Source organism: Salinicola salarius (assembly GCF_003206135.1).
Classification (GTDB): Bacteria; Pseudomonadota; Gammaproteobacteria; order Pseudomonadales; family Halomonadaceae; genus Salinicola; species Salinicola salarius.
Window position 1 is genome coordinate 87,418 of sequence record NZ_PZJT01000006.1, and the last position, 21,439, is coordinate 108,856.

Consider the following 21,439-nt stretch of genomic DNA (forward strand, 5'->3'; position numbering starts at 1 on the left):
ATCTTGTTTTGGAAAAACACCTTCAGGCTGCCTCGAATTCGTCATCAAGGCGGGGAGAGGGAGGAAGCGTCGATCAGCGCTCGTGTGTAAGCCGATTGCGGGTTTTCGAGCAGCCCCTCGCACTCTCCCTGTTCGACGACTTTGCCGTCCTTCAGCACCAGTATGTTGTGCGCCATCGCCCTGACCACGGCGAGGTCGTGGCTGATGAACAGATAGGCGAGGCCGTGTCTGGCCTGGACGTTGCGCAGCAGCTCGATCAGTTGCTTCTGCACCGTGCGATCGAGGGCCGAGGTCGGTTCGTCGAGGACCAGCAGACTCGGCTTGAGGATCAGGGCGCGGGCGATGGCGATACGCTGGCGCTGGCCGCCGGAGAACTCGTGAGGGTAGCGGTCGCCGCAGTCTGGCGGCAGGTCGACGTCGCGGAGCGCTTCGGCAATGCGCTCGGCCACGGTCGATTCGTCGAGCTCGGGATGATGGAAACGCAGCCCCTCGCTGATGATATCGGCAACCGGCATGCGCGGTGACAGCGAGCCGTAGGGGTCCTGGAACACGATCTGGAACCCGCGTCGCTGGCGCCTGAGCGCATCGCCGCTCAAGGTATCGAGCCGCTGTCCGGCGAAGCGGATCTCGCCGCTGGCGGGCAGCAGCCGGATCAGGGCCGAGGCCAGCGTTGTCTTGCCGGAGCCGGATTCACCGACGATGCCGAGTGTTTCCCCTTTACGGAGTTGCAGCGACAACGGCTCGACGGCGACGAAAGCCGGAGGGCGCGGCCGCAGGAAGGGCTTGGGTCGGGGAAACGCCACGCTGACGCGATCGGCGGCCAGCAGCGGTGTTTCGCCGTCCTGTTCCGGAGGCGTCGGCCGACCGCTGGGAATGGCATCGATCAGTTGTCGCGTGTAGGCGGCCTGCGGCGTGTCGAAGACGACGGGCGTGGGGCCGGTCTCCACGCGCTCGCCACGACGCATGACGACGACCCGGTCGGCATGGCGACGCACCAGGTTGAGATCGTGGCTGATCAGCAGCAGGCCCATGTCGTGACGATCCCGCAGGTCGTCCAGCAGCGCCAGAATCTCCTGTTGAACCGTCACGTCCAGCGCCGTGGTGGGCTCGTCGGCGATCAGTAGTTTCGGGTCGTTGGCGATCGCCATGGCGATCATCACCCGCTGGCGTTGCCCGCCGGAGAGCTGGTGGGGCCAGGCCGTGATCAGCTCCTCGACCCGGGGCAGCCTGACCTGTGTCAGTAGCTCCTTGATGCGGCGTCTGGCGGCTTCGCCTCGAAGCCCTTGATGCAGGCGCAGCGTTTCTCCCAGTTGCTTGCCGACGCTATGCAACGGATTCAGCGACGTCATCGGCTCCTGGAAGATGAAACCGATCTGCCCGCCGCGCAGCGCGTTCCATTGGCGAGGCGAGAGATGGCCGATATCGCGGCCGTCGAAATAGCGCTCTCCCTGGATGTCGGTGCCCGCCGGCAACAGGCCCAGCGCCCCCAGTGCGCTGACCGACTTGCCCGACCCCGACTCCCCGACCACGGCGACGGTTTCTCCTCGATCGACATGCAAATCCAGCGCGGTTACCGCCGCCTGGGCACCGAAGCGGATGGTCAGTTGGCGCAGTTCGAACAGTCGCTTGTCGCTCATGGCAGGCTTTCCTGACGCGGGCTATCGAGTGGGGCGGCAGGTCGGTCGACCCGGCTCGCGGTGAGGATATGGCGTGGATCGAATGCGTCGCGCAGCCCCTCGCCGATGAATACCAGCAGCGACAGCATTACGCTCAGGGTGACGAAAGCGGTCACGCCGAGCCAGGGCGCCTGCAGGTTGTTCTTGCCCTGGGCGACCAGTTCGCCCAGCGACGGCGAGCCCGGTGGCAGCCCGAAGCCGAGGAAATCCAGCGCCGTCAGCGTCGTGATGGCGCCGGTGAACAGAAACGGGATGAAGGTCAGCGTGGCGACCATCGCGTTGGGGAGCACGTGTCGGCGCATGATCAGATGCGAGGGTAGCCCCATGGCGCGCGCGGCTCTCACGTACTCCAGATTCCTGGCGCGGAGGAACTCGGCGCGAACGATATCGACCAGGCCCAGCCACGAGAACAGCAGCATGATGCCCAGCAGCCACCAGATGTTGGGTTCGACCAGGCTGGCCAGGATGATCAGCAGGAACAGGACCGGCAATCCCGACCAGATTTCGATCAGGCGCTGGCCGATCAGGTCGATCTTGCCGCCGAAGTAGCCTTGAATGCCGCCGATCACCACGCCGAGGAAGATCGAGCCGAGGGTGAGCGCCAGGGCGAAGGCCACCGACAGCCGAAATCCGTAGAGAACGCGGGCGAAGACGTCGCGGCCCTGGTCGTCGGTCCCCAGCCAGTGGCGGCTGCCGGGCGGCGAAGGCACCGGCCCCTGCACGTCGCGGTCCAGCGTCTGGTAGGAAAACGGCACCGGCGGCCACAGCATCCAGCCATTGTCGGCGATCTGCTCGTAGACGACGGGGTCGCGATAGTCCGCGGTCGTCGGTAGGAAACCGCCGAACTCGGTTTCGGGATAGTCCACCAGCAGCGGCACGTACCAATGGCCGTCGTACTGCATCACGATCGGCTTGTCGTTGGCGACCAGCTCGGCGCCCAGGCTGACGATGAACAGCAACCCGAAGATCCAGAGCGACCAGACGGCACGTCGGTTGCCGCGAAAGACCTGAAGGCGACGCTGAGTGATTGGCGACAAGCGCCGGCGATGGCTCGATGTCATCACGACTCCCGGGTGCCGAAATCGATGCGTGGGTCGACCCAGACGTAGGTCAGATCCGAGATCAGCTTGAGTACCAGCCCGATCAGGGTATAGAGGTAGAGCGTGCCGAAGATCAGCGGGTAGTCGCGCTGCATGACGGCCTCGAATCCCAGCAGGCCAAGGCCGTTGAGCGAGAAGATCACCTCGATCAGCAGCGAGCCGGTGAACAGGATGCCGATCAGCGCCGAGGGCAGGCCGGCGATGATGATCAGCATGGCGTTACGGAACACGTGGCCGTAGAGCACGCGCCGATCCGAGGCGCCCTTGGCGCGAGCCGTCAGCACGTACTGCTTGTGAATCTCGTCGAGAAAGCTGTTCTTGGTCAGCATGGTGAGGGTGGCGAAGCTGCCGATGGCCGAGGCGAGGACCGGCAGCGTGATGTGCCAGAAGTAATCCTGGATCTTGCCGAGCAGCGACAGCTCGCTGAAGTTGGAGGACGTCAGCCCGCGCAGCGGGAACCAGTTCAAGTAACTGCCGCCGGCAAAGACCACGATCAGCAGAATCGCGAACAGGAAGCCGGGGATCGCGTAGCCGACCACCACCGCGCCCGACGACCAGACATCGAAGGCGCTGCCGTGGCGCAGGGCCTTGCGAATGCCCAGCGGGATCGAGATGAGATAGACCAGCAGTGTCGTCCATAGCCCCAGCGAAATCGACACCGGCAGCCGATCCAGTACCAGGTCCAGCACCGGCTGCCCCCGGAACAAACTCTCGCCCAGATCGAACGTGGCATAGTCCTTGAGCATCAGGCCGAAGCGTTCCCAGGCCGGCTTGTCGAAGCCGTACTCTTCGGTCAGTTGTTGACGCAGTTCCTCGTTGACACCGGCAAGGCGCTGCGCGCTGCCGCCATTATTGCCGTCGCCGCCACCGCTTTCGAGACCGGTGCTGGCATTGCTGTTCAAACCTTCGAAGCGGGCCATCATCTGGTCGATCGGTCCGCCGGGGGCGGCCTGCACGATGATGAAGTTGAGCAGCAGAATCCCCAGCAGGGTGGGAATCATCAGCAGCAGGCGACGAACGATATAGCTGGCCATGGCGGGCAATCACTCCTGGCCGCGCTGGCGCGCGGTGATGGCCTGGGCGCGGTCGGGATCGACCCACCACACCGTGAAATCGGGCGTATAGCGCGGGAACGGTCGAGGGTAGTCGAACTTGTCCCAGACGGCGACGCGAGTGCCGTCGAAATTCCATTGCGGCACCACATAGAAGCCCCACCGCAGAACCCGGTCGAGTGCCCGGGAGGCGGCATCCAGCGTCTCTCGATCGTCCGCCTGGATCAGTTCATCGACCAGAGCGTCCACTACCGGGTCCCGCACGCCCGCCAGGTTGCGGCTCTGGGGGACGTCGGCATAGTCGCTGGTCCAGAAGTCGCGCTGCTCGTTACCGGGATTGGCCGATTGCGGAAAACTGCCGACGATCATGTCGAACTGGAAGTGGCGCAGGCGGTCGAGGTACTGGTTGACGTCGACCACGCGGATCTTGCTCTGGATGCCGAGCCGCTCCAGATTGCGTATGAACGGCTGGGTGATGCGCTCCCACTGGCTGTCGTAGAGCAAAAACTCCAGCGTGAAAGGCTGGCCCGTCTCGAGGTTCACCAGTCTGCCGTCGCGGACGTCGTAGCCGGCCTCGCGCAGCAGTTCGAGCGCCTGACGCAGGCGCGGACGCAGCGCCTCGGGGCGGGACATCGGCAGGGGCTGGTCGAATACCGCGGCGGGCAGCTGGTCGCGATGGGGTGCGAGCAAGTCAAGCTCGCCGTCGCTGGGCAACCCGGTTGCGGCCATCTCGGAATTCTGGAAAAAGCTCTCGGTGCGCTGATAGGCCCCGTAGAAGAGATGCTGGTTGAGCCAGTCGAAATCGAACGCCAGCCCCAGCGCCCGGCGTACACGAGGGTCCGATAGTTTGTCGCGGCGCGTATTGAACACGTAGCCCTGCATTCCTGCCGGCTGGCCATCCGGCACGATTACCCGCTGGATCGCGCCGTCCTCGACGGCCGGCGTATCGTAGGCGGTCGCCCAGTTCTTGGCGCTGCTTTCGATGCGCATGTCCAGCGCGCCGGCGAGAAACGCCTCCAGCGCCACCGATTGATCGCGGAAGTAGTCGTAGACCAGCCGATCGATATTGTAGCGCCCGCGATTGAGCGGCAGATCCCGCCCCCAGTAGTCGTCGACGCGCCGATAGACGATACGCCGGCCGGGGTCGACTTCGTCGATCTCGTAGGGACCGGAGCCCAGGAGCTTGTCGAGGGTCGGTTTGGTGAAGTCCTTGTCTTGCCAGTAGTGTTTGGGCAGTACGGGCAACTGCCCCAGGATCAGCGGCAGTTCCCGCGACTGGTTGTTGGAAAAGGTGAAGCGCACGGTGCGTTCGCTGAGTACCGAAGCCGATTCGACACTGGCGTAGTAGGCGCGATAGAAGGGCGAGCCCTTGTCGCGGAGCAGCCGGAAGCTGTACACGACATCCTCGGCGGTGACCGGCGTGCCGTCGTGGAAGCGCGCCTCGGGCCGGAGATCGATTTCCATCCAGTGGCGGTCGGGATCGAGCCGGATACCGCCGGCCAGCAGCCCGTACATGGTGAAAGGCTCGTCGGCGCTGGATTCCATCAGCGTGTCGTAGATCTGGTTGAGGCCGTCGGCAGGCGTGCCCTGGATGATGAAGGGATTGGTGGAGTCGAAGCTGCCGTTGGCTGCCCGGCGCAGCGTCCCGCCCTTGGGGGCGGCGGGGTTGGCGTAGGGCAGGTGGTCGAAGTCGGCGGGCAGTGCCGGATCGTCATAGAGCGCGATGGCATGCACGGTAGGTACGCCAGCGCTCTGCCCCGGCGTTTCTGTCGGCTGGGCGCTGACCGGCGCCGACAGCGGTATGGTCAGCGCCAGCGCGGCAGCAGCCAGGAGCCATCGGAATCCAGCCATCTTCGATATCCTTCATCTCGGTGCGAGCGCCCGTGTGGGCGCCAGACGTGGTAAATCGTTGTACCGCTAAACGCTGCCCTGTCAAAGCGCGATCAAGGGAAAAACGCTATCGATGATCGCCGTTCTGCGCCAATGTCGTGGCGGGCACGGAAAGCGTCTGCCCGATACGGATGATGCTCCCCTTGAGGCCGTTTTCCTGACGGATCTCGCTGACGCTGGCGCCGAAGCGCACGGCAATGGCCGAGAGGGTATCGCCGCGACGAACTACATAGTGGTTGAGCACTGTGCGTTCCGCAGTGGGCAGCGTCGCCAGGTTGGCGAGAAAACGCTGCTTTGCTGCCGCCGGTACCAGCAGGCTGGCGTCGTCGCGCGGGCGCGTCGAGGCCCGCTTGAAGCCGGGGTTCAGATCGCGCAGCGTCTGCGGGTCGACGCCGGCGAGGTCCGCTGCCATCGACAGCGTCAGCGGACCGCCGGTATCGACCTGGGCGAACTGGGTCTTGTCGGGAATCGAGGGCAGCGCTACACCGTACTGCTCCGGCTCGGCGATCACTGCCGATAGCGCCAGCAGACGCGGAATGTACGCCATAGTCTCCGCAGGCAGGCGCAGATGCCAGTAGTCGATCGGGTCACCGCGATTGGCCGCGGCGTTCCGAGCGGCATTCACGGTGCCGGCGCCCGCATTGTAGGCGGCCAGCGACAGCAGCATGTCACCGTCATACCAGCGGTCGGCCTGCTGCTTGATATAGTTCATGGCGGCGTCGGTGGCGGCGACCACGTCGTGGCGGCCGTCGTACCAGGCCGTGCGCGACAGGCCCATGGCATCACCGGTGCCAGGCATGAACTGCCACAGGCCCGCTGCCCCGCCCGGATTGGTGGCCGTCGGGTCGTAGCCGCTTTCGATGAAGGGCAGTAGCGCGATCTCGCTGGGCAGTTGATGGGCCTCCAGTCGCCGGGTGACCCAGCGAAGCCAGGGCTTGGCCTGTTCCGCCACTTGCTCGACGTGTTGCGGGTGCTCGCGATACCACGCCAGCCACTCGGCCACGCGGGGGTTGGCCGTCTCGTGGGACATCCGGAACCCTTTGCGCAGGCGGTTCCAGACATCGGGCGCTCGACGCTCCTGGAGCACCAGCGAAGACCAGAAGGTACGTTGTGAAGCGCCGCTTGCGGCCTCCGGCGCCGTTTTTGCCATGGCGGCCACGGGAAGCGCGGACAGCAGCAGGCTACCGGCGAGGCCAACGAAGACATGGCAGCGCCTCGGTGGGAAATTCATTCGTTCAAGATCCTTGGTAACACGGTCACCGCAGTGGTCAGGTCGACAGCGAATCACGTCGTCTCGCTCTGCGATGCTAGAAACGATCCTTCCATGCGCGCAGCGTGGCAAAGGCGGCCATGCTGTCATCGACGGGCCCTTGCTCATGCAATGTCTCGCGCAGGCCTGGCTCGTCGACGCGCAGGAACGGGTTGATCTGGCGTTCGCGGCCCAGCGTGGTCGGCAGCGTGGGCCGATCCAGGTCGCGAGCGGTCTGGCACTCGCGCCGGTAGGCGTCGCGAGCGGCGTTGTCGGGCTCGGCGGCGGCGGCGAAAGCCAGGTTGGCGAGGGTGTATTCGTGGGCGGCAAACACCAGGGTGTCTTCCGGCAGTGCGTCGAGTTTCGCCAGCGAGTCCCGCATCTGCTCGGGAGTACCTTCGAACAAGCGCCCGCAACCGCCGGAGAAGAGCGTATCACCGGCAAACAAAAGCCCTGGTGTGCCGGGCGCATGGAAGGCGATATGATCCAGAGTGTGGCCGGGGACGGCGTAGACTTCGAAGCGGCGCCCCAGCACGCGACATTCGTCACCTTCGCCGACGCGATGGTCAATGCCGGAGATGGCGTCGTTGGCGGGGCCGTAGACCGTGGGAGCGTAGCGCTCGATCAGCGCCTGCAACCCGCCCGTGTGATCCTGATGGTGGTGGGTGATCAGGATGGTGTCGAGCGTCAGATTTTCCTGTTCCAGCCAGGCTATGACGGGTTTGGCATCACCGGGGTCGACGACAGCGACGCGCTCCTGCGAGTCCTGGCGCAGCAGCCAGATGTAGTTGTCCTGGAACGCGGGAATCGGCTTCACGGTCAACATGTGGCATTCTTCTCCGGCAGGTTCGTCTGTGGATTCGGGTATCGAGGGTCGAGCCGTTGGTCTGACCCCGTGCAGCACGCGCGGGTTCCCGCAAGCCTTCACGCCGTCAGGTTCAGCGGCGAGCTGCCGTCCAAAAAGCGATAACCTTGGGGAGTAAAGCCGTCCGTGTCAATCTCGCCGCCGGATCAAAGCCTGCAGGCAGCCGTCCGCCAGGGACGCCGGTTCTGGGCATCGCCGCCCGGACAGGCGTTGTGGCGCGCCGAGCGCGCCTGTCTCGGGCCGCATTGCGAGCAGCATCGCGGCATGGTGAGCCTGCAACTGGGCATGGCGCCGCTGATGAGCGACATGTGTCCGATTCGCCATTCGCTCGATTGGGCGCCTTCCACCGAACTCGTTCGCACCGAGAACTGTCTGGTCTGCCTGCCCGGCAGCCTGCCGCTCGCCGACGATAGTGTCGATCTGGTGTTGCTGCATCACCTGCTGGAGGCCGTGGATCAACCTCACCACGTTCTGCAGGAAGCGGCACGCGTGACGCGCGGCGACGGTCGCCTGGTGATATTCGGCTGGCATCCCTTCGGACCGACCGGCCTTCGTCGGCGCTATCACCCCGCGCCGTGGCAGCACCAGTGGCGAACGCCAGCGCGCCTGCGGGACTGGCTGACGTTTGTCGATTTCGAGATCGAGCGGGTAGACTATTGCGGTTTCCGGTTGCCCGGCCGTGCGCTGGGCAGCGATCGTCTGGAGACGCTCGGGCGCCGCTACAATCTGCCGCTGTCCTCGGCCTACCTGGTGGTGGCAAGCCGGCGCAGTGTCCCGGTCCAGCCGATCAAGCTGCGCGACCCGGTACTCGGTGGCGGCAAGTCAGGGGCCTGGCTGGGGCTGGCCAGGGAGACCCGGCCGACCGGTCATCACGGTTGCCAGAAATCGTATCGCACGCCGATACAGGCCGCAGGCTGCATGGCGGTCGACGCTGCGGCGCCGGGAACGGAAGGCGAGTCGTGTCGCTCGTCGAAACGTGAGTCTCTCGTCGAAACGTGACCACGCCGAGCGCCGGGATCAAGCGTCCGCCAGATCCCCGCAGACGATGCCTGACCTCAACGACCGCCTGTCATCATCGACAGCCCGTTTCACCAGAAGATCAGAAGCCTCATTACCAGAAGCGTCATCACCAGAAGAGAGTCCGTCTTGCCCGCTCCGAATTCCGAATCGCCGACGATGCCCGCCGTGACCATCTATACCGACGGAGGTTGCCGCGGCAATCCCGGCCCCGGCGGCTGGGGGGCGTTGCTGGTCTCCGGTCGGCACGAGAAGCCGATGAAGGGCGGCGAGGCCGAAACCACCAACAATCGCATGGAACTGATGGCGGCGATCCAGGCCCTGCGTGCGCTGGACCGCCCCTGTCGCGTCGCTCTGTGGACGGATTCCCAGTACGTTCGCAAGGGCATCACCGAATGGATACACGGCTGGCAGAAACGCGGCTGGAAGACCGCGGCCAAGCAGCCGGTCAAGAATGCGGAACTCTGGCGGGAACTGCTTGCCGAAACGCAGCGCCACGCCATCGAATGGCACTGGGTCAAGGGCCACAGCGGCCATGAGGGAAACGAGGCCGCCGACCGGCTGGTCAACGAGGCGATCGACGAAGTCATCGCGAAGCGTCGGTCTTCGGCACGATAATCCGGTTTTTCATGCGGCGGTCCGAACACCAGAAGTCGTGATCCTGTCGTCAAAACACGAATGACTGCCGTCAGGCACAAGCGAGGAAAACGTATGCGCCAGATCGTCATGGATACGGAAACCACTGGTATCGACCCGCGAGAAGGCCATCGCATCATCGAGATCGGCGGTATCGAACTGGTCAACCGCCGGTTTACCGGGCGCACCTATCATCAGTACGTCAATCCGGAGCGGGACATCGAGGCGGAAGCCGTCGAGATCCACGGCATCACCAATGAACGAGTCGCCAACGAGCCGGTGTTTGCCCAGATCGCCGATGAGCTTTGGGAGTTCATGCGCGGCGCGCAGCTGGTCATTCACAATGCGCCGTTCGACGTCGGCTTCTTCGATCATGAATTCAAGCTGCTGAACGCTGTGCGTGGCGAGCCAGTGCTGGGCCCCGTGGCCGAGCATTGCAGCGTGCTGGATACGCTGAAGATGGCGCGGGAGATGCATCCGGGACAGCGCAACAGTCTCGATGCGCTGTGCAAGCGTTACGACATCGACAACGGCCAGCGCGTACTGCACGGAGCGCTGCTGGACTCCGAGATCCTGGCCGAGGTTTACCTGGCCATGACCGGGGGCCAGACCGCACTGTCACTCGCCGGCAATGACGAGGGCGACGGCCGCGAACCTGGTGCTGCCAGCGGCGTGCGTCGGGTCGAGCGAAACGGCATGCCGCTGACGGTGCTCAAGCCGAGCGAAGCCGAGTGGCAGGCCCATCAGCAACGGCTCGAGCAGATCCGCCAGTCGGCCGGGCAATGCCAATGGGATGCCCTGGAAATGCCGGAGGCTCAGCACTGATGTTACACCGCGAAATACCGCCGGCCGATGTCGTCGGCGGCTGGTTGCTGCGCATGGGCGAGAGCGGAGTCGCGCCGGCTGAATCCGGCAGCATGCTCGTCTACTGCGAACGATGGCCCGAACAGGCGCTGCGGCTGGGATACTGGCACGGCGAGCCGGTGGCCGTGGTTGTCGAGACGGACGGCGATGACTGGCCACCGTTTCGCGACTGGCTGGCACAGGCGTCGGCCTCCGAAAGCGAACTGCTGGCGACCGCGCTGCAGGTCACCCATTGGGAGCAGGATCACCGCTTCTGTGGCCGTTGCGGTCACGCTACGCGGCGGCTGTCCCACGAGTTTGCCATGCAGTGCGACAACTGCGGCCTGCGCGGCTATCCCCGTATTTCGCCTTGCATCATCACGCTGGTGACGCACGGCAGAGACATGCTGCTGGCGCGAAGCCCGCGCTTTCCACCGCAGCGCTACTCGACGCTGGCGGGCTTCATCGAACCCGGAGAGTCGGTGGAAGCGGCCGTGCGGCGGGAAGTGATGGAAGAGGTCGGCGTCGAGGTAGGGCGGGTAAGTTTCTTCAAGAGCCAGTCCTGGCCGTTCCCGCATTCGCTGATGATGGGATTCTTCGCCGAGGCGGCCAGCCGGCGGATACGGATCGACGGCGAGGAGATCGTCGATGCGGCCTGGTTCACCCCGGAAAAACCGCCTCAACTGCCGCCAACCTACTCGATTTCGCGGCAGTTGATCGAGACACATCGCAAGGCGGTCGCAATACGCTGAATGTGTCGGTTCAGACGGAGGATTTACCGAACAGCTTGGGAAGCCGGCTGGCAAGACCGATATCTCCCTTGACCTTTACTTTGCCGGTCAGCAGGGCCTGCATGGCGTTGAGTTCCTTTCTCACCAGCTTCATGAGTGTCGTGGTATCGCTCGAGATGGTGACGCTGGGTTCGGGATGACGGCCCGCCTGGATATCGAGCGAGCCCTGATCGATCGTCATGTAGTAGTCATCGACATCATCGAGATCGAACTGATAGATGGCCGAGACCGACTCGGCGGCATTGGTATCGAACCGGGCACGAAGTTTGGCGATCAATTGTTCGTCATCCATGAGGGCGTCTCCTGCAGCGAAAGCGCTAAGCAAATCATCGCCGGTAGTACCATGCAAGCGGCGGAAGCGGGGAACGCGATTTTCTTCGATGCCTCCGTCGAGAGCAGTGAATGTTCAGAATGGCTAGAACAAGGAGTATGACGTGATCGAATGGTTGGCCGACTACGGTCTCTTCCTCGCCAAGACCATGACACTGGTGATCGCCCTCGGCGTGATTCTGACGCTGATCGCCCATGGGCGTCGCAAAGGGCAGGGCAGCGCCGGATCGACACTGAAGATCGTCGAGCTGGACGAGCGCTTTCAGCGTCGGCGTCGTCAGCTGCATCTGGCCGCGGTGCCCAAGGCGGGTCGACGCCGGTTGGCCAAGCAGTTGCGCAAGTCCACCAAACTGGCTCACAAGCAGGAGGCCAAACGCGAGGCCGAGCGTGTCTGGGTGCTCGATTTCGAAGGTGACATGAAAGCTTCCGGAACGTCGGCATTGGCCGAACTGGTGTCGCTGCTGCTGGAAGAGATCAGGAGCGGGGACGAGATCGTGTTGCGTCTGCAGTCCGGCGGTGGCCTGGTACACAGCTACGGCCTCGCCGCGGCACAGCTGGATCGCCTGCGTGATGCCGGCGCTCGTCTGACCGTTTGCGTGGACAAGGTCGCGGCCAGCGGCGGCTACATGATGGCGTGTTGCGCCAATCACCTGATCGCCGCTCCGTTCGCGGTCATCGGCTCGATCGGCGTCGTGGCGCAAATTCCCAATGTCCATCGGCTGCTCAAGAAGCACGATGTGGATGTCGAGCTGCTGACTGCCGGGCGCTACAAGCGCACGTTGACGGTGCTGGGCGAAAACAGTGAAGAGGGGCGCGCCAAGTTTCTCGAGGATCTTCAATCCACCCACGATCTCTTCAAGCATTACGTGGCCCAGCGGCGGCCAGCGCTGGATATCGAAACCGTCGCGACGGGGGAGATCTGGTATGGCAGCGAGGCGCTCGACGCCGGCTTGATCGATGCGGTGGGTACCAGTGACGCCTATCTGCTGGAAAAGCAGCGCCAGCAGCTACGCGTGCTCAATGTGTCGCTGGCATCACGCGCTGGCCTGATGGGCAAACTGGGTAAAGGCATGGAGAGCGGTCTGGAAAGAAGCATTGACCATATTCTCCAGCGGGTCGAAGATCTGCGCTGGCAACGCCGTTGACCCGCTCGGCATCGCCCGGCATAGGCAAGCCGGGCGAAAGCGGCTCAGGCAATATCCAGTTTGCCGAGCGTCTGGATCAGGCGTTCGGCCACGTCGCCGTTCAGCGAGTAGTAGATCACCTGAGAGCTGCGACGGGTCGCGACCAGACGTTCCTGGCGCAGCACGGCAAGATGCTGTGATAGCGCCGATTGGCTCAGCGTCATTTCTCTGTTGATCTGGGTCACGGAATGCTCACCCTGCATCAGCAGGCAAAGGATACGCAACCGGCTCTCATTGGCGATCGCCTTGAGAGTCGCAGTGGCAGGACCGATCTGGTGGTCGCCAAGTGGGGTAATCATTGTCGTCATCATGAAGTTCCGCGTGCGCGTTGGCGGATCGCCTACACTGAACCCACTGTTCAGTCGTTACTGATATTAGCGTGACGTAACGTAAAGTTACAATGCTTTTTGGCGCGTATCTCCGTGGTGGTGCTAGCGATCTCTTCGGCTGATCCCTATAATTCGCGCCCGCTCCAAGCGATTCAGACATTGCTGCCATTCCAGAGGGTTCCCTAACCCCTCGGCCAACTCCGGTAATAGCTCTTTGACAATGAGAGCTACGGCAAACGAAAAAGGTTACTCATGTTGACACTCGACAAACGCCAGCGCCGACTTGCCCTGCTATGGCTGGTCAGCTTCCATGTGCTGGTGATCACTGCCAGCAACTATCTGGTCCAGCTACCGTTCACCCTGTGGGGGCTCCATACCACCTGGGGGGCGTTCAGCTTTCCGTTCATTTTCCTGGCCACCGACCTGACGGTCCGCCTGTTCGGCAAGGCGCCGGCAAGAAGGATCATCGCCAGGGTCATGGTGCCTGCGCTACTGATCTCCTATGCAGTATCGGTGCTGTTTCAGCAGGGGCGGTTCCAGGGGGTGGAGGCGCTGGCCCAGTGGAACCTGTTCGTCGGCCGAATCGCACTGGCCAGTTTCATGGCTTACGTGCTGGGCCAACTGCTCGACATTCACGTGTTCGACCGGCTGCGCCGGCTTCGCGCCTGGTGGGTCGCGCCGACGCTCTCGACCATTCTCGGCAATCTGGCGGATACCTTCGCGTTCTTCGCCATCGCCTTCTGGCAGGGCCCCGATCCGTTCATGCGCGAGCACTGGGTGGAGATCGCCTGGTTCGACTACGCGGTGAAGCTGTCGATCAGTCTGATCTTCTTCCTGCCGCTGTACGGCGTTCTGCTGGCCTACCTGGGGCGTCGACTGCTGGCCCAGGGAGATCGATTCAATCTGCCCGGCGTGTCGCGCCAGCGCGGATAGCAGTCATCCGCTTGTCGCCGCACAACGCCGTCCATCGGGCGCTGGCGGTGTCCGCCTGCGCGGGGGCGGAGCCGAACCCCGGGTTTTGTTATCCTTGACCGAGCTGGCGGCTTCTCGAGCCGTCGGATCGGATTTCAGGAGGGATGACGTTGCAACTTCACTGTATCGATACCGGAATCGCGGAGAGCGGCGATACCGCGATTCCGCTGGTCGTGCTGCACGGGCTGTTCGGTAGCGCCGACAATTGGCGCTCCCACATCAAGCAGTGGCAGGTCGATCGACGCGTGATCGCCGTCGACCTGCGCAATCATGGCCGCTCGCCTCACGTCGAGGGGATGCGATACGCGGCGATGGCGTCCGATGTCATCATGTTGCTGGACGAGCTCGATATCGAACGCTTCGACCTGCTGGGGCATTCGATGGGCGGCAAGGTCGCGATGACGCTGGCACGGCTCAACCCGGCGCGGGTAGCGCATCTGATCGTCGCCGACATCGCGCCGGTGGCGTACGAGCACGGCCATGACGAGATCTTCGCGGCGATGCGTCGGGTCGAGACGGGGCAGCCGACCTCCCGTCGCGAAGCCGCGGCGATAATGGAAGAAGAGATCGATAGCGCTCCCACGCGTCAGTTCCTGGCGACCAATCTGGTGCGCGACGACGATGGCATCATGCGCTGGCGGGTCGGGCTCGACGAGATCGGCGCGGGGTACGAGGACATCATCGCACCGCCCGATGGCGATCAGCCCTTCGAAGGTCCGGCCTTGCTGATTCGTGGCGGTGATTCCCACTATGTGCGGGATCGTCATCGCGACGCGGTCGCCGCGGTCATGCCCAACGTCGAATGGCAGACCCTGGAAGGCGCCGGCCACTGGCTGCACGCCGAACAGCCGGAGGCGTTTCGGGAGGCCGTGAATCGCTTCACCACCGGCTCCTAAGCTCTGTCTGAAAATCGACGAGCGATAGCCAGACAAGGCGCAACGACCGTAGGGAGTAACAGCCGAAGGCTGGCCCGAAGGGTAAGCATAGCGATTCGACGTCATGTCGGCTCGGCGCTATAACGGGTCGATTCCGCCATCGATCGGGATCGGCTCGATCTTCGCGTCTTCGGACGAGATGAAGCGATTGAGGATACGATAGGTATCGATATCGAAACCGCGGGTGTCGGGCAAGGTGTCAAGATCGTCGAGCCGTTCGACACTGCCCTGGTAGTGCCAGTGATCGACGATATGCAGGCCGACCTCGCCCTGACGATCGCTTTCCCTGAAGGCGACGCGGCCGGGCCAGGGCCAGTTCTCGATGCGCAGTTTCTCCATTCCATCCCGCGCTCGCCAGGTATGTTCCTCCAGACTTTCCCTCCCGCAGCAGGCGCCGAGGCAACGGCCGATCTGATAGCCGAAGCAGCGGCCCCGTCCGGCTTCCAGCCCCAGGACACGCAGACACAGCGATTCGTCGTTGGCGATGTCCCGGAGCGTCATCTGGGCATCGCGGCGATTCCGAAACAGGCCGTAGAACCGTGTCCGTGCCGTTACCACCCATTGGCCGTCGGTGAGCGTCGGGCGATCATCGCCGTCGGGCCAGTTCCAGCTCACCATGCGTACACGCTTGCGTAGCTGCCGGTTGTAGAGCGGCACCCATCGCTTGATCAGGTCGGCCTCCAGCAACTGAGCGCCCAGGTCGCCGCTGGTTCGCATCCACGCGATGCGTCGGGTCTGCGCCATCATCTGGTCATGGCGGCGGGAAACCGGCTGCTGCACGTGACTGCGAACACGGCTGCGCATGTTGATGCTCTTGCCGACGTACAGCGGCAGTTCATTCTGACCGAAGAAGACGTAGACCCCGGGCCGCGCCGGCAACGCCCCCAGATCGTCGACGGTCGTGCTCGGCAGCGCCTGGGTCGGATCCTGCCGCGGGTCGTAATGCAATGCGTCATAACGCGATGATATTGAACTCATATCACCAATCTAGACGATCCTCCGCTAGGGTGCGTTGAGATCCACCGCGAGGCGGGAGACCGGACTCTGGGCCTTGATCTGGCCGCGTTCGAGCAAAAATGCCTCGAAATCGCGGTAGCGTTTGGCATCCAGCGCCGCCGGCCGCAAGGCGAAGCGGGGCAGTGTGGCTTTCCAGGCGGCCGCGTTGAGCGGCGTATCCAGCGCGGGATCGTAGGCGATGAAGCTCTGCCACGCGTCGTCCGGATGATTGATTATCCAGGATGTCGCCTCGCCGATGGCATCCATGAAGCGGCGGTCGGCCTCGCGGTGTTGATCCAGCGTCTCGCGATTGGCGACGAAGATCAGTTCATCGTAGGTGGGCACGCCCTGTTCCTCGATATAGAACGCCTTGCCTTCGACGCCTTCCTGTTTCATCTGCGCCGGTTCGAAGTTGCGGAAGGCCCCGGTGACGGCGTCGACCTTTTCGCTGATCAGCGCCGGTGTCAGCGAAAAGTTGACGTTGACCATATCGACATCGTCCAGGCTCAGGCCGCTGTGCTCGAGCATGGCCGACAGCAGAACCTCCTCGACGCCGCCGACCGAGTATCCGACCTTTTTCCCGGCGAGCTGGGACAGGTCTTCGATACCGCTATCCGCGCGTACCAGCAGCGCATTCAGCGGCGTCGCGATCAGCGTACCGACGCGTACGACCGGAAGCCCCTGATCCACCTGCAAATGCAGCTGCGGCTGATAGCTGACCGCAAGATCGATCCGCCCGGCAGCGACCAGCTTGGGCGGGACGCTGGGATCGGCCGGGGCCTGAATGTCGACATCCAGGCCGCGTTTCTCGAACAGCCCGCGCTGCTTGGCGATGACGATCGGTGCGTGAACCGGATTGACGTACCAGTCGAGCATCACGCTCAGCGGAATCATCTGTGGCGGCGCCAGGGCATTTTCGTCTTGCTGCGCCAAGGTCGGCGTCGCCAGGGCCAGGCCCAGCAGCGCCAGGCTCATCGCCAGTCCGCGCCGCCATAGTGTCGAAGGTTGGATTGCCATGGTTTGTTCCCCTGTCATTTCGATGTATTCATGAAGACATGCATGGTTGCTACGATTCGCTAGAAAGAGCCGGTGTGATCTCGTTTCAGGATCCGGATTCCACACGATCCCGGTGCCAGGGCATCGACAGCCTCAGTGCAGCGTCGACGCCGAAGTAGAGCAGGACGGCAAACGCCACGAGCACGACCAGGGCGGCAAACATCAGGTCGATCTGCAATCGTGCATTGGCGTTGAGCATCAAGTAGCCCAGCCCTTGACTGGAGCCGACCCATTCACCGATCACCGCACCGATCGGCGCCGCGCTGGCCGCCATCCGCAGCCCGGAAGCGAGCGACGGCAGGGCGGCCGGCAATTGGACTTTCAGCAGCTGCTGGCGCCGGCTCAACCCGAAGGTGCGAGCCAGATCGAGCCAGCCCTGCGGTGTCTGGCGCAGCCCGTCGTAGCCGGTCGATGCGACCGGGAAGTAGATGATGACCATGGCCATCAGGATCTTCGGCCCCAGGCCGTAACCGAGCCACAGCATCAGGATCGGTGCCAGCGCGAACAGCGGGATGGCTTGACTGATCAGCAGCAGCGGCAGCAACGTGCGGCGCAGGGCGCGGAAGCGAGCCAGCGCCAGCGCCGTTGCCAGCCCCAGCAGGATGCCGCCGATCAGCCCGGCCACGATCTCGATCGCGGTGATGCCGGCATGATGGGCAAGCAACGCACGCTGTTCGATCAAGGCGCTACCGACGGCCATCGGCGAGGGCAGAATGTAGCGCGGCACGCCGGTCAGTATCAGTACCAGCTGCCAGATGGCAGCGAGGACGACGAGCGCCACCACGGGGCGAACGAGTCGGCCCGGTGCGATCTTCTCAAGCATGAGCCGACTCCCGCAGCCGGGTGACGAGCTCGGCCTGACGACGCTGCAGGTCGATATTGTCGAGCGGGCGCGGGCGAGCGCCTTCGGGTACGGGTATCGATACCAGGCGGGCGGGCTCGCCCTGCAGGATCAGGATTCGATCGGCCAGACGCAGCGCCTCGAGCGGGTCGTGCGTCACCATGATCACCGTGCGGTCGGCCAGGAGTCGGCTGGCAAGGTCATGCAGCTCCAGCCGGGTAATGGCATCGACCGCCGAGAAGGGTTCGTCCATCAGCACGACGCTGGCATCCTCGAACAGCGTACGGGCGAGGGCGACGCGCTGGCGTTGCCCGCCGGAGAGTTCGTCCGGCCACTGACCGGCCTTGTCGGCGAGACCGACCTGGTCCAGCAGGCGCTGGGCACGCTGCCGGTCCTCAGGCGCGGGTCGTCCTCGCCAATGCGAACCCAGCATCACGTTACCCACCACGCGCTGCCAGGGAACGAGGAGATCCTGCTGCGCCATCCAGGCGAGACGGCCCGTCAGCGGCGCACCGTCGCTGGTAGCGAGATCGAGATGATGGTTGTCAGGCAGTCTCAGGCTGGCGATCATGCGCAGCAACGAGCTCTTGCCGCTGCCGCTGCGACCGAGCAGGCAAGTCCAGCTGCCCGCGTCGAACCGGGCCTGAAGCCCGTGAAACAGCGGGCGATTGCCGAACGTCAGCGAGGCCTGGCGGACGACGAGTCCGGGTGGTGGCATGACAACTCCCATCGGGGCCGGGCGAAGTCATGCGAGAACTGCTGGCATTTCCTCCGCCGGTATTAGCCGGTTCAGGTTCAAGGGTTGTGCATACCGCACTCTCAGCCCGTCGCATGGGCACCCCTATCCAGTGCCTGCGATTGTACGCCGACCGTCACCGCCTGCCCACCGGCGATGATCGGACCGACACAAGGACGAAGTGCATTGACGATGCGAGACGTTGCGATCCGCGCGGATGACGAACTGACCCGGCGCATGGCGGCGCTGACGGGCAAGTCGCTGACGCCGTTGGCGCTACGCTGGCCGGACAGCGCCAACTGGCTGTGGCGCAGCGAAGAGCTTTCTCCGCAGTTGCTGAAGCTGGCGAGGAGATCGCCCGCGACCGACGGCTTCTGGTGGGGGATCCGACAGCTGTTCGGGTTCGACCGCTGGCAGGTTCCCGAAGCGCTGACCCGCGTGCCGGGATGGCTGCCACCCCATTTGCCGATGGCGCCGTTGCCGATGACGTTCCTCGACCGGTTGCAGCAGGCGCCGCTCTGGAGCCTGCCATGGCGCCATGCCGCCCCGCCCGTGATGAGCGAGACGCTGGCCGCGCGGCTCGGCGATCAACTGGCGCTACTGCATCGGGAAGCACAGCCGGGGTTTGGTCATCCCGTCGGTGACATCTTGCCGCTGTCGAGTTGGCCGGAGCGTGCCCGCGCGTTCGTGGAGCACCACCCCCGGCGCGACTGGATAGGCCACGTGCCGAGTTGGCCGCAGCCCTCGAAGAGCGTCTGGTGCCTGCCGGATCTGCGCAGCGATCAATTTCTCGAAGGCGCGACGGACTGGTTATGGAGCGACTGGGAAGCGTTGGTGTGGGCGCCGCTGGAGCTGGATCTCTGCCTGCTCGAACTGCTGCTCGAAAATGCCGGCCAGCGCGATGCCTTCATCGCCGCTTATGGCCGTTATCACTCGATACCGGATCTCACCGATTATCGCCCCGGAATGCGGGCGCTGGCGGTGCTGCTGGGGTTGCATGGAGAAGGCGCCGGGGACCGGGTAATCGGCCATCCACACTGGCTAAAAGATTAAATTTGCAGCAATTTTCGACCACGCAAGACTTCGTCTGCATGGCATACTAAGGCCTGTTGCCGTTTCACGCACGGCCGCGCCGGAACGGCAACAGACCCTGGATCATCCCGACTCATAACCGATGGCTGAGAATTGGACTCGATCAATAGCCTGTTTCTTGTATGTGGGGCACTGATAGCCCTCAGTATTCTGGCCAGCCGGGTGTCGTCCCGGATCGGCGTACCGCTGCTCGTTCTCTTTCTGGGCCTGGGCATGCTCGCCGGCGAGGAAGGCGTGCTAGGCCTGCAGTTCGATGATTACTCCCAGGCGTTTCTGATCGGCCACCTGGCGCTGGCGATGATTCTGCTCGACGGCGGCCTTCGCACGCGCTTCCGAACCTTCCGCGTGGGGCTCAGGCCGGCGCTGTCGCTGGCCACCATCGGGGTCTTCCTGACCAGCGGTATTCTGGGCCTGCTGGCCATGTGGCTAATGGATCTGACGCTTACCGAAGGCTTGCTGGTGGGGGCGATCGTCGGCTCGACGGACGCCGCCGCGGTCTTCTCCATGCTCAAGGGGCAGGGCGTCAATCTCAACGAGCGCGTGGGGGCAACGCTCGAGATCGAATCCGGTACCAACGATCCGATGGCGATCTTTCTCACCATCACTCTCGCCGAATTGCTGACCGGTGCCGTCGGAGGCGTATGGGAGACGCTGATGCGCTTCTTCCTGCAGTTCGGGCTGGGGCTCGCCGTCGGGCTGGGCGGCGGCTGGGTATCGGCCAAGCTGCTGCGTTACCTGGATCTGGCGCCCGGTCTCTATTCGCTGTTGGCTTTGGCGCTTGGGTTCTGCATCTTCGGCGCAACCAGCGCTGCTGGCGGCAGCGGCTTCCTGGCCATCTATCTCACCGGTCTGATGATCGGCAATCAGCCCGGACGTCACCTCACGCACATTCTTCCCGTCCACGACGGGCTGGCCTGGCTGAGCCAGATCGGGCTATTCCTGGTGCTGGGCCTGCTGGTCACACCGTCGGAGATGATCGATTACGCGGTACCGAGCGCCATTCTGGCCGTGGCGTTGATCGTGCTGGCGCGTCCCGTTGCGGTAATGGCTTCACTGGTGCCGTTTTTCAATTTCCGATGGCGCGAGATCGGTTTCATTTCCTGGGTCGGCCTGCGCGGGGCCGTTCCCATCGTGCTGGCGATCTTCCCGGTCATCAGCGGTGTCGAGAACGCCACGCTCTACTTCAACGTGGCGTTCTTCGTCGTGCTGATCTCGCTGCTGCTGCAGGGCTCGACACTGGCGCGGGTTGCCCGCTGGATGCGGGTGGTGCTGCCGGAAACCACGACGCCCGATCGGCGCGGGCAACTGGGCGTGCTGCCGGAAAACGACTACGAGATGTTCGTCTACAAGGTCGAGAACGAATCTCTCGATGACGTACCGATTCGCCTGCTTCGCCTGCCATCCGGCACGCTGATCTCGGCGATCTTTCGCCAGCACGCCATGCTGCATCCCAAGGGGAGTACGCGCTTGCGGCTGAGTGACGTGATTTGTCTGATCGGGCGGACCGGCGATCTGCCATCGCTCAACCGGCTGTTCAACGGGGAGGCCAAGCTCAAGCGGGAGCGTGCGTTCTTCGGTACCTTCACGCTGGATGGCGAGGCCCTGATGCAGGAAGTGGCCAACGCCTACGGTTTGACGCTGAGTCCCGGAGAGCAGGAGATGACGCTAGGGGAGTTCGTGGCGCTGCGCGTCGGCGGTCATCCCGTGGTCGGGGACGACGTCGACTGGCATGGGTTCCACTGGGTCGTCAGCGAGATGGAAGGGAATCGCGTCACGCGAGTGGGTCTACGTCTCTATCATTGACCATCGAAGCGGCTGGGCTTCGCTTCGGAATCAAAGCTTCTGAATC

General features: G+C 63.9%; 21 protein-coding genes and 1 riboswitch. Of the genes, 9 read left to right on the plus strand and 12 right to left on the minus strand.

Going from position 1 to position 21,439, the window contains the following annotated elements; all coding sequences use genetic code 11:
• Positions 1–44 precede the first annotated feature (44 nt).
• From DOM32_RS06860 to gloB, 6 genes are all read right to left on the minus strand, one after another.
• Positions 45–1,637: an ABC transporter ATP-binding protein gene (locus DOM32_RS06860; protein ID WP_110632611.1), complete on the minus strand. Its 1,593-nt coding sequence runs from the start codon at positions 1,635–1,637 to the stop codon at positions 45–47.
• A complete protein-coding gene (locus DOM32_RS06865; RefSeq protein ID WP_110632614.1) occupies positions 1,634–2,737 on the minus strand; it encodes an ABC transporter permease in 1,104 nt (367 codons plus the stop codon). Before DOM32_RS06865 ends, DOM32_RS06860 begins: the two co-directional genes overlap by 4 nt.
• A complete protein-coding gene (locus tag DOM32_RS06870) occupies positions 2,737–3,810 on the minus strand; it encodes a microcin C ABC transporter permease YejB (protein ID WP_071231238.1) in 1,074 nt (357 codons plus the stop codon). Before DOM32_RS06870 ends, DOM32_RS06865 begins: the two co-directional genes overlap by 1 nt.
• Before the next feature lie 9 nt (positions 3,811–3,819).
• The gene (locus DOM32_RS06875) at positions 3,820–5,679 is read right to left on the minus strand and encodes an extracellular solute-binding protein (RefSeq protein WP_110632617.1); all 1,860 of its coding nucleotides are present in this window, start codon (positions 5,677–5,679) and stop codon (positions 3,820–3,822) included.
• Positions 5,680–5,785: 106 nt separating this feature from the next.
• Entirely contained in the window at positions 5,786–6,949 is a 1,164-nt protein-coding gene (locus DOM32_RS06880; RefSeq protein ID WP_167400651.1) for a transglycosylase SLT domain-containing protein, read from the minus strand.
• Positions 6,950–7,025: 76 nt separating this feature from the next.
• Entirely contained in the window at positions 7,026–7,793 is a 768-nt protein-coding gene (gene gloB, locus DOM32_RS06885) for a hydroxyacylglutathione hydrolase (protein ID WP_071231235.1), read from the minus strand.
• Positions 7,794–7,958: 165 nt separating this feature from the next.
• On the opposite strand from gloB, the gene DOM32_RS06890 reads away from it, so the two are divergent.
• The 4 genes from DOM32_RS06890 to nudC all read left to right on the plus strand — a co-directional run bounded on the left by DOM32_RS06890 (position 7,959) and on the right by nudC (position 11,080).
• Positions 7,959–8,831: a methyltransferase domain-containing protein gene (locus DOM32_RS06890; RefSeq protein WP_110632624.1), complete on the plus strand. Its 873-nt coding sequence runs from the start codon at positions 7,959–7,961 to the stop codon at positions 8,829–8,831.
• Between the two features lie 177 nt (positions 8,832–9,008).
• On the plus strand, positions 9,009–9,467 hold the full coding sequence (rnhA, locus tag DOM32_RS06895) for a ribonuclease HI (RefSeq protein WP_110633348.1): 459 nt from the start codon (positions 9,009–9,011) through the stop codon (positions 9,465–9,467).
• 93 nt (positions 9,468–9,560) lie between these two features.
• Positions 9,561–10,310, plus strand: coding sequence for a DNA polymerase III subunit epsilon (gene dnaQ / locus DOM32_RS06900; protein WP_110632627.1), 750 nt, complete (start codon positions 9,561–9,563; stop codon positions 10,308–10,310).
• Positions 10,310–11,080, plus strand: a complete 771-nt coding sequence (gene nudC, locus DOM32_RS06905) for an NAD(+) diphosphatase (RefSeq protein ID WP_110632630.1) — start codon at positions 10,310–10,312, stop codon at positions 11,078–11,080. Before dnaQ ends, nudC begins: the two co-directional genes overlap by 1 nt.
• A 10-nt stretch (positions 11,081–11,090) precedes the next feature.
• Here the strand turns inward: nudC and DOM32_RS06910 are convergent, their stop codons facing one another.
• Positions 11,091–11,411 (minus strand): SCP2 sterol-binding domain-containing protein, encoded by a 321-nt coding sequence (locus DOM32_RS06910; protein ID WP_110632633.1) that lies wholly within the window; start codon positions 11,409–11,411, stop codon positions 11,091–11,093.
• A 142-nt stretch (positions 11,412–11,553) separates the two neighbouring features.
• On the opposite strand from DOM32_RS06910, the gene sohB reads away from it, so the two are divergent.
• Entirely contained in the window at positions 11,554–12,594 is a 1,041-nt protein-coding gene (sohB, locus tag DOM32_RS06915) for a protease SohB (RefSeq protein ID WP_110632636.1), read from the plus strand.
• A gap of 44 nt (positions 12,595–12,638) precedes the next feature.
• Here sohB and DOM32_RS06920 read toward each other — a convergent pair whose 3' ends face one another.
• Entirely contained in the window at positions 12,639–12,941 is a 303-nt protein-coding gene (locus DOM32_RS06920) for an ArsR/SmtB family transcription factor (protein ID WP_244179836.1), read from the minus strand.
• Between the two features lie 273 nt (positions 12,942–13,214).
• On the opposite strand from DOM32_RS06920, the gene DOM32_RS06925 reads away from it, so the two are divergent.
• Both DOM32_RS06925 and DOM32_RS06930 read left to right on the plus strand, forming a co-directional pair.
• Positions 13,215–13,895, plus strand: a complete 681-nt coding sequence (locus DOM32_RS06925) for a 7-cyano-7-deazaguanine/7-aminomethyl-7-deazaguanine transporter (RefSeq protein WP_110632641.1) — start codon at positions 13,215–13,217, stop codon at positions 13,893–13,895.
• Between the two features lie 143 nt (positions 13,896–14,038).
• Positions 14,039–14,830 carry an alpha/beta fold hydrolase gene (locus DOM32_RS06930; protein WP_110632644.1) on the plus strand — a complete coding sequence of 264 codons (792 nt, stop codon included), beginning with the start codon at positions 14,039–14,041 and terminating at the stop codon, positions 14,828–14,830.
• Between the two features lie 117 nt (positions 14,831–14,947).
• Here the strand turns inward: DOM32_RS06930 and DOM32_RS06935 are convergent, their stop codons facing one another.
• The 4 genes from DOM32_RS06935 to DOM32_RS06950 all read right to left on the minus strand — a co-directional run bounded on the left by DOM32_RS06935 (position 14,948) and on the right by DOM32_RS06950 (position 18,480).
• Positions 14,948–15,847: a hypothetical protein gene (locus tag DOM32_RS06935; protein WP_157957032.1), complete on the minus strand. Its 900-nt coding sequence runs from the start codon at positions 15,845–15,847 to the stop codon at positions 14,948–14,950.
• Positions 15,848–15,871: 24 nt separating this feature from the next.
• Positions 15,872–16,882 carry an ABC transporter substrate-binding protein gene (locus DOM32_RS06940; RefSeq protein ID WP_244179837.1) on the minus strand — a complete coding sequence of 337 codons (1,011 nt, stop codon included), beginning with the start codon at positions 16,880–16,882 and terminating at the stop codon, positions 15,872–15,874.
• A gap of 85 nt (positions 16,883–16,967) precedes the next feature.
• Positions 16,968–17,744, minus strand: a complete 777-nt coding sequence (locus tag DOM32_RS06945; RefSeq protein ID WP_110632653.1) for an ABC transporter permease — start codon at positions 17,742–17,744, stop codon at positions 16,968–16,970.
• A complete protein-coding gene (locus tag DOM32_RS06950) occupies positions 17,737–18,480 on the minus strand; it encodes an ABC transporter ATP-binding protein (protein ID WP_110632656.1) in 744 nt (247 codons plus the stop codon). Before DOM32_RS06950 ends, DOM32_RS06945 begins: the two co-directional genes overlap by 8 nt.
• Before the next feature lie 31 nt (positions 18,481–18,511).
• Positions 18,512–18,615, minus strand: a riboswitch (TPP riboswitch).
• A gap of 69 nt (positions 18,616–18,684) precedes the next feature.
• Here DOM32_RS06950 and DOM32_RS06955 point away from each other — a divergent pair.
• Positions 18,685–19,551 carry a hypothetical protein gene (locus DOM32_RS06955; protein WP_110632658.1) on the plus strand — a complete coding sequence of 289 codons (867 nt, stop codon included), beginning with the start codon at positions 18,685–18,687 and terminating at the stop codon, positions 19,549–19,551.
• A 132-nt stretch (positions 19,552–19,683) separates the two neighbouring features.
• Positions 19,684–21,393 (plus strand): potassium/proton antiporter, encoded by a 1,710-nt coding sequence (locus DOM32_RS06960; protein ID WP_110632661.1) that lies wholly within the window; start codon positions 19,684–19,686, stop codon positions 21,391–21,393.
• Positions 21,394–21,439: the final 46 nt, after the last annotated feature.

Coding starts and splice junctions, on each gene's coding strand:
- DOM32_RS06860 (WP_110632611.1), bottom strand. CDS start 1,637: ATGAGCGACAAGCGACTGTTCGAACTGCGCCAACTGACCATCCGCTTC.
- DOM32_RS06865 (WP_110632614.1), bottom strand. CDS start 2,737: ATGACATCGAGCCATCGCCGGCGCTTGTCGCCAATCACTCAGCGTCGC.
- DOM32_RS06870 (WP_071231238.1), bottom strand. CDS start 3,810: ATGGCCAGCTATATCGTTCGTCGCCTGCTGCTGATGATTCCCACCCTG.
- DOM32_RS06875 (WP_110632617.1), bottom strand. CDS start 5,679: ATGGCTGGATTCCGATGGCTCCTGGCTGCTGCCGCGCTGGCGCTGACC.
- DOM32_RS06880 (WP_167400651.1), bottom strand. CDS start 6,949: ATGAATTTCCCACCGAGGCGCTGCCATGTCTTCGTTGGCCTCGCCGGT.
- gloB (WP_071231235.1), bottom strand. CDS start 7,793: ATGTTGACCGTGAAGCCGATTCCCGCGTTCCAGGACAACTACATCTGG.
- rnhA (WP_110633348.1), top strand. CDS start 9,009: ATGCCCGCCGTGACCATCTATACCGACGGAGGTTGCCGCGGCAATCCC.
- dnaQ (WP_110632627.1), top strand. CDS start 9,561: ATGCGCCAGATCGTCATGGATACGGAAACCACTGGTATCGACCCGCGA.
- nudC (WP_110632630.1), top strand. CDS start 10,310: ATGTTACACCGCGAAATACCGCCGGCCGATGTCGTCGGCGGCTGGTTG.
- DOM32_RS06910 (WP_110632633.1), bottom strand. CDS start 11,411: ATGGATGACGAACAATTGATCGCCAAACTTCGTGCCCGGTTCGATACC.
- DOM32_RS06920 (WP_244179836.1), bottom strand. CDS start 12,941: ATGACGACAATGATTACCCCACTTGGCGACCACCAGATCGGTCCTGCC.
- DOM32_RS06925 (WP_110632641.1), top strand. CDS start 13,215: ATGTTGACACTCGACAAACGCCAGCGCCGACTTGCCCTGCTATGGCTG.
- DOM32_RS06930 (WP_110632644.1), top strand. CDS start 14,039: ATGACGTTGCAACTTCACTGTATCGATACCGGAATCGCGGAGAGCGGC.
- DOM32_RS06935 (WP_157957032.1), bottom strand. CDS start 15,847: ATGAGTTCAATATCATCGCGTTATGACGCATTGCATTACGACCCGCGG.
- DOM32_RS06940 (WP_244179837.1), bottom strand. CDS start 16,882: ATGGCAATCCAACCTTCGACACTATGGCGGCGCGGACTGGCGATGAGC.
- DOM32_RS06945 (WP_110632653.1), bottom strand. CDS start 17,744: ATGCTTGAGAAGATCGCACCGGGCCGACTCGTTCGCCCCGTGGTGGCG.
- DOM32_RS06950 (WP_110632656.1), bottom strand. CDS start 18,480: ATGCCACCACCCGGACTCGTCGTCCGCCAGGCCTCGCTGACGTTCGGC.